Source organism: Pseudonocardia sp. SID8383 (assembly GCF_009864975.1).
Lineage (GTDB): Bacteria > Actinomycetota > Actinomycetes > Mycobacteriales > Pseudonocardiaceae > Pseudonocardia > Pseudonocardia alni.
In genome coordinates, this window is the sequence record NZ_WWFY01000035.1 from 1 (window position 1) to 7,886 (window position 7,886).

8 protein-coding genes are annotated in these 7,886 nt (G+C 70.9%); 6 read left to right on the forward strand and 2 right to left on the reverse strand.

Annotated features, from left to right (window positions below; translation table 11 throughout):
- A partial coding sequence (locus tag GTW08_RS00870) for a hypothetical protein (protein ID WP_161151258.1) occupies positions 1-190 on the reverse strand: 190 nt, incomplete at its 3' end.
- Between the two features lie 175 nt (positions 191-365).
- Between GTW08_RS00870 and GTW08_RS00875 the strand changes: the two genes are divergently transcribed.
- From GTW08_RS00875 to GTW08_RS00900, 6 genes are all read left to right on the forward strand, one after another.
- A complete protein-coding gene (locus GTW08_RS00875; RefSeq protein ID WP_073574264.1) occupies positions 366-1,121 on the forward strand; it encodes a lysophospholipid acyltransferase family protein in 756 nt (251 codons plus the stop codon).
- 297 nt (positions 1,122-1,418) lie between these two features.
- Positions 1,419-4,805, forward strand: coding sequence for a DEAD/DEAH box helicase (locus GTW08_RS00880; RefSeq protein ID WP_073574263.1), 3,387 nt, complete (start codon positions 1,419-1,421; stop codon positions 4,803-4,805).
- A gap of 79 nt (positions 4,806-4,884) precedes the next feature.
- A complete protein-coding gene (locus tag GTW08_RS00885) occupies positions 4,885-5,196 on the forward strand; it encodes a nucleotidyltransferase family protein (RefSeq protein ID WP_083658112.1) in 312 nt (103 codons plus the stop codon).
- Positions 5,197-5,220: 24 nt separating this feature from the next.
- Positions 5,221-5,577 (forward strand): DUF86 domain-containing protein, encoded by a 357-nt coding sequence (locus GTW08_RS00890; RefSeq protein ID WP_073574437.1) that lies wholly within the window; start codon positions 5,221-5,223, stop codon positions 5,575-5,577.
- 87 nt (positions 5,578-5,664) lie between these two features.
- Positions 5,665-6,165 (forward strand): polyadenylate-specific 3'-exoribonuclease AS, encoded by a 501-nt coding sequence (locus tag GTW08_RS00895; protein WP_062396083.1) that lies wholly within the window; start codon positions 5,665-5,667, stop codon positions 6,163-6,165.
- 28 nt (positions 6,166-6,193) lie between these two features.
- Positions 6,194-7,597, forward strand: coding sequence for a class II 3-deoxy-7-phosphoheptulonate synthase (locus tag GTW08_RS00900; RefSeq protein ID WP_073574261.1), 1,404 nt, complete (start codon positions 6,194-6,196; stop codon positions 7,595-7,597).
- Positions 7,598-7,646: 49 nt separating this feature from the next.
- On the opposite strand, the gene GTW08_RS00905 is transcribed toward GTW08_RS00900, so the two are convergent.
- A partial coding sequence (locus tag GTW08_RS00905) for a substrate-binding domain-containing protein (RefSeq protein ID WP_161151259.1) occupies positions 7,647-7,886 on the reverse strand: 240 nt, incomplete at its 5' end.

Consider the following 7,886-nt stretch of genomic DNA (forward strand, 5'->3'; position numbering starts at 1 on the left):
GCGCGGGCCGGTCGGCGCCGCCCGCCGCGCCCGCGACGTCACCGGCGTCGCCGCGGTCCGTACGGTCGGTGCGCTCCACGGGCTCGGCGGGCCAGTCCGGGACCGAGCCCTCGTCGCGCCAGGCGGCGACGATCGCGTCGAAGTCGTCGGGCCGGTCCTCACGGTCGCGCGAGGGGTCTGCGGAGCTCATACCGGTCCGTCCCTCCCCGCTCGCGGCGGCTCCATCCTGTCACGGCCCGTGTCCCGGCCGACACCGCCCACGGGCCCGCGCGGGGACCGCCCGACCCCGGTGACCACCGCCCCGTTGTGAGGAGGTGTCGACGCTCCGTAGGCTGTCGCCGAAGTCGGTAGGGAGGCAGCGCAGGGTGCTGTACTGGTGGTCCAAGTTCGTGCTGCTCGGCCCGTTGATGAGGCTGTTCTGCCGGCCGGAGGTGCGTGGTGCCGAGAACGTGCCCGGTGGTGCCGGCGCGATCCTCGCCAGCAACCACCTCGCGGTGGCCGACTCCTTCTTCCTGCCGTTGATGCTGCCGCGCCGGGTGACCTTCCTCGCCAAGCGCGAGTACTTCACCGAGCCCGGGCTCCGCGGCTGGTTCAAGAAGCAGTTCTTCACCGGCGTCGGGCAGGTCCCGGTGGACCGTTCCGGTGGGTCCGCGGCGCGCGCCGCGATGGACACCGCGGTCCGGCTGCTGAACGAGGGCAAGCTGCTCGGGATCTATCCGGAGGGCACCCGCTCGCCCGACGGGCGGCTCTACAAGGGCAAGACCGGCGTCGCCCGGATGGCCCTGGAGGCCGGGGTGCCGGTCATCCCGGTCGCCATGGTGGGCACCGACAAGGTCAACCCCATCGGTTCCAAGATGTGGCGCCCGCGCAAGGTGAAGATCGTGATCGGCGAGCCGCTGGACTTCTCCCGCTACGAGGGCATGGCCGGGGACCGGTTCATCGAGCGCTCCATGACCGACGAGATCATGTACTCGCTGATGGAGCTGTCCGGGCAGACCTACGTCGACCTCTACGCGGCGTCGGTCAAGGAGAAGGCCGCGGCCGGTGCGCCACCGCCCGCGCCGTCGCGTCCCGCCCCGCAGCGGCCGGACGCGAACGTGCCCGACTCCCGCGCCTCCTGACCGACACCGGAAGTGCATCTCGGCGATGTGACCCACCGATGTGGAGCTGGGCGAAGGCTCCTCTGCCGATGAGGGCGCGTGGTGGACCGACCTGTCGCCCGGCAGAATTCGGCGGTCGGTGACCTCCCGGGAGGCGAAGCAGGCGACCGGGCCGGCCGGAACCGGACGGCGGCCCGCTCACCTGTCCGGGCAGTGGAGTTTGCGGCTTGCGACAAGGGCGTCGAGCATGCTCGTTTCGATCCGGTAGGTGGACGACCTCCTCTACGATCGAAGGTCGTCGAGCCGTGGGGGAGCTGAGTGGCGGACGAGCATGCAGCGGACGTCGTGGAGTTCTGGCGTTCGGTGGAGTTGTTCACTTTCCAGCGTGCCCCGCGTGCGGCCCGGGTCGGCCCGGGGCAACCGCCGACCACCTTCGACATCGCGGGGTCCGGCCCCTTGCCGTGGCAGGAAGGCCACGAGGCTGCTCGGCGTGACGCCGGCCCGGACAGGGAGTGGCGTTACGTCGTCCATGCCGGTCTGTTCGATGCCGTCCGCGTCCAGCGTGAGATCGTCCGGGTGTTCGGAGCAGACCGGGCGGGGCCCGAACGACGCTCCGGGCAGGGCGCGCTGTTCGCCTTCGCGATCGGGGCGGACGGCTACCTCGTCGAGAACTCCGCTGCGCTGTCGTCGTGCGCGTGGGCCGTCGGGCGGCTCCGGGCACCAGGACCGCGCGCGAGGAATTGGCTCGACGGGTTCGAGCAGGAGGGCGAGGCGTTCGCAGCGGCGTTGAACAGGCTGTCTGCTCCGTCGACCGCCGCCTCCGATGCCACGAGTTCGCCCGGTCCGCATGGTTCAGAGGAGGCCTCGGGTGCCCGGCGGGTCGCCCGCGCGGTCGGACGACACGTCAGCGGTGCCGCGACTGACGCGCTCAACGAAGGGGCGAAGACGCTCGGCGGTCTCGTCACCGGTGCCGCCTCGGTGGCGATCACCGGGGTGGCCGGACCGCTGGTCGGCGGCTACGCGGGCTCCGCCGCCGGCACGTTCGCCGAGAAGCTGCTGACGATCACGCGACCCGACGGGAATGGAACGCACGCCGGGCCGACACCTCAGGAAAGCAGGCCACCCCGTCCACCGGCCACGACGATGACCGCCGGTTATCTGGCGACATTCGTGGCGGAGTTGGCGCGACTCCTGCATATCGACCGCAGCCTGGAGCCCACCGGTATCCGCGTCGTGCTCCAGTCGGTTCCGACATCGCGACGGTACGACGACGACACGTCACCGATGCTGAACAGTTTCATCGGAACCGACCTGTCCCGGATCGCTGCCGCGCTGCGCAGCGGTGACGCCGGAGATGCGCTCCGGCGCTACCTCGCCCCGGACCGCGGCATCGATCCGGGTCGGCGGATCGACACGTTCGCGGACGGTGCATCCGTCCTGCCACACGTCGAGCCGTCGATGCGTCCGCCTGGTCGCTGGCCGGTCGGCCGACAGAACCCGCTGGCGACCGGTCAGCAGCTGGCGGTCAACCGGATCGTGGGTGAGCTGGCAGACGGCACGGGAGTGACGACCGTCAACGGACCTCCCGGGACGGGTAAGACCACGTTGCTCCGTGACGTCGTCGCCGCAGTGGTGGTTCGTCGTGCCGAGATCCTCTCCGCCCTCCCGTCGCTGGACGCGGCCTTCGTCGGGGAGGTCTTCTACGTCGAGAACGGAGTACGCCGGCCCGTGCCGACCCTGCGTCCGGACCTGACCGGGTGGGAAGTCGTGTTGGCCACGAACTCCAATGCCGCGGCCGAGAACGTCACCCACGAGCTGCCGACCGCACCGGAGGACGAGATCGACCGGCTCCGGACCGTCGGGCACTTCCCGGACCTCGCGTCCCGGTTCCTGGCCAAGCCGGCCTGGGCACTCGTGGCTGCGGCCCTGGGCAATCGGAAGAACCGACGTCGCTTCGCCGACGTCGTCTGGTGGCCCGGGGACACCGAACGGGTGCCGGGTATGCGGGCTCGACTCCGCGCAGCAGCCGACGATCCGGCGTCCTGCCAGCGCGAATGGGCGGTGGCCGTCGAGGCGTACCAGCAGGTTCGCGACCGCGTCGAACGGCTGACGTCACACCGCCAGACTGCTGCCGACGCGCTGCGTCGACACACCGGCTACCCGGAGAGACGGAGGGCGCTGGCCGCCGACGCGCTGCAGGCGGAAGCGATCTCGGTCGCCGCGGAGCGACGGCAGGAGCAGGGCGTTCGGGAACAGAACGCCTGTGAGCTCCGTAATGCTCAGGTGGACAGCGAGATCGCGTCGCACCTGGTGGAGGAGCCCGGGTGGTGGGCGCGGGTATGGACTCTCGGGGCGGCTCACCGATCCTGGCGGCGCGGACACGCCGAGCTCCTCCGGCGACGCGTCGAGACCCTGACGTCGGCGAACGCCGCTGCGCTGCAGCTCGAGCACGTGAGAAGAGAGGCCGACCTCGCCCGCACCGAGCTGGACGCCGTACAGCAGGCGTTGCAGGCAGCGGACCAGGTTGCGGAGCAGGATGCCGAGATCGTTGCCGAGGCCCGTTCGCGCTGGCCGCAGCACGTTCCCGCCGGAGACCCGGATGACCCGGGGTTCCAGCGTCACGCCCCCTGGGCGGACGCGGAGATCGAAGCTGCGCGCGCCGACCTGTTCGAGTCGGCCCTACGGCTGCACCGTGCGTTCATCCTCGCCACTGCACGCCGCATCCGCCCTGCCCTGATCGCTGCCAACAAGATCATTGGTGGCGACCTCTCCCCGGATCGTCCGGTCGCTCGCGCCGCATGGCAGGCGTTCTTCCTGATGGTTCCGGTGGTGTCGACGACCTTCGCCTCGTTACCCCGCTTGTTCGAGCACCTCGGGCGGGAGGACCTCGGGTGGCTTCTGGTCGACGAGGCGGGCCAGGCCACGGCGCAATCGGTGGTCGGCGGGCTGTGGCGGGCGCAGCGGGCTGTGCTGGTCGGCGATCCGATGCAGCTCGAACCGATCGTCCCGCTCCCCGTGCCCGCCCAGACCGCGCTCGCGGACCACCATGGGGTCGACCACCAGTGGCTGCCGGAGCGGCGTTCGGCCCAGCTCGCGGCCGACCGGCTCAACCGGTTCGGAACGACCGTGGGGTCCCCTGACGGGGAGGAGATCTGGGTGGGTGCACCACTCCGGGTTCACCGGCGGTGTGATCGACCGATGTTCGACATCGCCAACACGGTCGCCTACGCGTCCTCGCCGATGGTCTTCGCGACTCCGGCGCGGGAGCCACGCCCGTGGCGGCCGAGCCAGTGGATCGATGTGCGGGGCCCGGTCACGGACAACGTCGTCCGCCCGGAGATCGAACGGTTGGCGACCCTCGTCGCTGAGCTGACGGCCGGTGGATGCACCCGTGAGGAGATACTGGTGATCGCACCGTTCCGCACCGTCGTCGTTGCTGTGAGGAAGCAGTTGTCGGGGCTACTGGAGGACGATCGGATGGGGACCGTTCATACAGTGCAGGGCAAGGAGTCGCCGGTCGTGATCCTGGTTCTCGGTGGATCTGCCGGCGCCCGTGCGTGGGTGGCTGAGAAGCCGAACCTGTTGAACGTCGCGGTGTCCCGGGCGCAGGAGAGGTTCTACGTCATCGGTGATCGCGCAGACTGGGGCCGTCGGCGGTTCTTCAGCTCGGCGGCGGAGTGGCTGCCGGTGTCGTCCGACGGATGAGCTCGATGCCCGGGCTCGGCCGGTCCCGATATCGCGCGAGCGCAGTACGATCGCCGCACCGTTTCGTATGGGAGGCGCGATGACTGCCGGAACCCACCAGGCCGTCACGCTGGCCGACGTGAGTGCACGTCGGGACTACATCGTGGACGTCGGGCGCCGTCATGGTGTCTACAACATCCGTGTCTTCGGTTCCGTCGCGCGTGGCGAATCAACCCCCACCAGCGATCTCGACCTGCTGGTCGACCTGGAACCCGGCCACGGTTATGTCGACCTGGTTTCCTTCGCGCTCGCGGTCGAGGACTCACTTGGGGTTCTCACACAGGTCGCCACGGTGAACGGTCTCAAACGACGTGTCCGTGATCAGGTTCTCGCCGAGGCGGTGGCAGTGTGACTGTCTTCTCGAAGATCGCTCGTGATGAAGGGATCCCTGTTGGTCCGACGTGACCGGGAGCGGATCGCGGACATGTTGGAAGCCGCTGAGAAGATCCGGGTCCGGGTTGCGCGCGGCCGCGCGCGGTTTGATGCCGACGAGGACCTGCAGATCGTCTTGACGCATCTGATCCAGGTGCTCGGTGAGGCTGCTGCACGCGTGAGCCCCGGGCTGACTGCTGCTCATCCGCACCTGCCGTGGCGGGCACTGGCGGGCATGCGTAATCGTGTCGTGCACGAGTACTTCGAGATCGATCTCGAGATCCTCTGGTCTGCTGCGTCCCAGGAAGTCCCGGCGCTGGCGATCCAGCTGCGTGCGGTTCAGGCAACGGAGGACACCTGATCCGGAGCGGTCCCGATCACGGCAGCAGAGGCACGTACGCTCGTCAGGCGGCACAGCTCCACGACCGAACCCGAGCCCAGGACGGCAATGCGCTTCTTCTACGACACCGAGTTCATCGAGGACGGCACGACGATCGACCTGGTGTCGATCGGGATCGTCGGCGAGGACGGCCGCGAGTTCTATGCCGTGTCCACCGAGTTCGACCCGGACCGGGCCGGCAAGTGGGTGCGGGCCAATGTGCTGCCCAAGCTGCCCTCGCCCAGCGACCGGGCCTGGATGTCGCGGGCCCGGATGCGCGAGGAGATCCTCGACTTCTGCACCGGCGCCCCCGGCGACGTCGAGCTGTGGGCCTGGATCGCCGCCTACGACCACGTGGCGCTGTGCCAGCTGTGGGGTGCGATGCCCGCGCTGCCGCGGCCGATCCCGCGCTTCACCCGCGAGCTGCGCCAGCGGTGGGAGGACGCGGGCCGCCCGGCGCTGCCCCCGCCGCCCGCCGAGGCGCACGACGCGCTCGCCGACGCCCGGCACAACCTGCGGCGCTGGGAAGTGATCGCCGAGACCCTCGCGACGGGGGCCGCGCCCCGGTAGGGATCGGCCCCGGCCTAGGCTGGGCCGCGTGAACTGGTCCGTCGACGCGCCGATCGACGTCCTCCCGGAGCTGCCGCCGCTGCCCGCGGACCTGCGCTCCGCCCTGGACGACGCGCTCTCCCGCCCTGCCGCCCAGCAGCCCGAGTGGCCCGACCCGTCGCAGGTGGGCGACGTGCGGAAGGTCCTCGAGTCCGTCCCGCCGGTGGTGCTGCCGCCGGAGGTCGACCGGCTGCAGTCGCGGCTCGCCGACGTCGCGAACGGTGAGGCGTTCCTGCTCCAGGGCGGCGACTGCGCCGAGACCTTCGTCGACAACACCGAGCCGCACATCCGGGCGACGATCCGCACGCTGCTGCAGATGGCCGTCGTCCTGACCTACGGCGCCTCGATGCCGGTGGTCAAGGTCGGCCGGATCGCCGGGCAGTACGCCAAGCCGCGCAGCTCGCCGACCGACGCGAGCGGGCTGCCGTCCTACCGCGGGGACATCGTCAACGGGCTCGCCCCGGACGCGCAGGGCCGGATCCCGGACCCGTCGCGGATGGTCCGCGCCTACGCGAACGCCTCGGCGGCGATGAACCTGGTCCGCGGCCTGACCGCGACCGGGCTGGCCGACCTGTCCAAGGTGCACGACTGGAACAAGGACTTCGTCCGCACCTCCGCCGCGGGCGTGCGCTACGAGGCCGTCGCCGCCGAGATCGACCGTGCGGTCCGCTTCATGGACGCCTGCGGGGTGCGCGACCACAACCTGCACCAGGTCGAGTTCTACGCCAGCCACGAGGCGCTGCTGCTCGACTACGAGCGCGCCATGCTGCGCCTGGACCTGGAGCGCGACCCCACCGGCGGGGAGTCGCCGAAGCTCTACGACCTGTCCACGCACTTCCTCTGGATCGGGGAGCGGACCCGTCAGCTCGACGGCGCGCACGTCGCGTTCGCGGAGCTGCTGGCCAACCCGATCGGCATGAAGATCGGCCCGACGACGACGCCCGACCAGGCCGTCGAGTACGTCGAGCGGCTCGACCCGCACAACCGCCCGGGCCGGCTGTCGCTGATCTCCCGGATGGGCAACGACAAGGTCCGCGACGTGCTCCCGGCGATCGTCGAGAAGGTGACCGCCTCCGGGCACAAGGTCATCTGGCAGTGCGACCCGATGCACGGCAACACCCACGAGGCCTCGACCGGCTACAAGACCCGGCACTTCGACCGGATCGTCGACGAGGTGCAGGGCTTCTTCGAGGTGCACCGCTCGCTCGGCACGCACCCCGGCGGCATCCACGTCGAGGTCACCGGCGAGGACGTCACCGAGTGCCTCGGCGGTGCGCAGCGGATCTCCGACACCGACCTCGCCGGCCGGTACGAGACCGCCTGCGACCCGCGGCTGAACACCCAGCAGAGCCTGGAGCTGGCGTTCCTCGTCGCGGAGATGCTGCGCGGCTGACCCGTCCGTCCCGGGGCGGCTCCACCCGGAGCCGCCCCGGTGGTGTGTCTCAGGCCCCGGTGCTGGCCCGGGCCGCCAGCCGTGAGGGCAGCAGGGGAGCGGCGGCGCCGTCGCCGTCCCCGGCGAGCACGGCGGCCAGCCGCTGGGCCGCGGCCCGGCCGAGCTCCTCCGCCGGCAGCGCCACACTCGTCAGCGACGGCGCCGTCACCTGTGAGTACGGCAGGTCGTCGAACCCGGCGACGGCGATGTCCCCCGGCACGGCCAGCCCCAGCCGGTGCGCCGCGGCCAG

Coding starts and splice junctions, on each gene's coding strand:
- GTW08_RS00885 (WP_083658112.1), top strand. CDS start 4,885: ATGACTGCCGGAACCCACCAGGCCGTCACGCTGGCCGACGTGAGTGCA.
- GTW08_RS00890 (WP_073574437.1), top strand. CDS start 5,221: ATGAAGGGATCCCTGTTGGTCCGACGTGACCGGGAGCGGATCGCGGAC.
- GTW08_RS00895 (WP_062396083.1), top strand. CDS start 5,665: ATGCGCTTCTTCTACGACACCGAGTTCATCGAGGACGGCACGACGATC.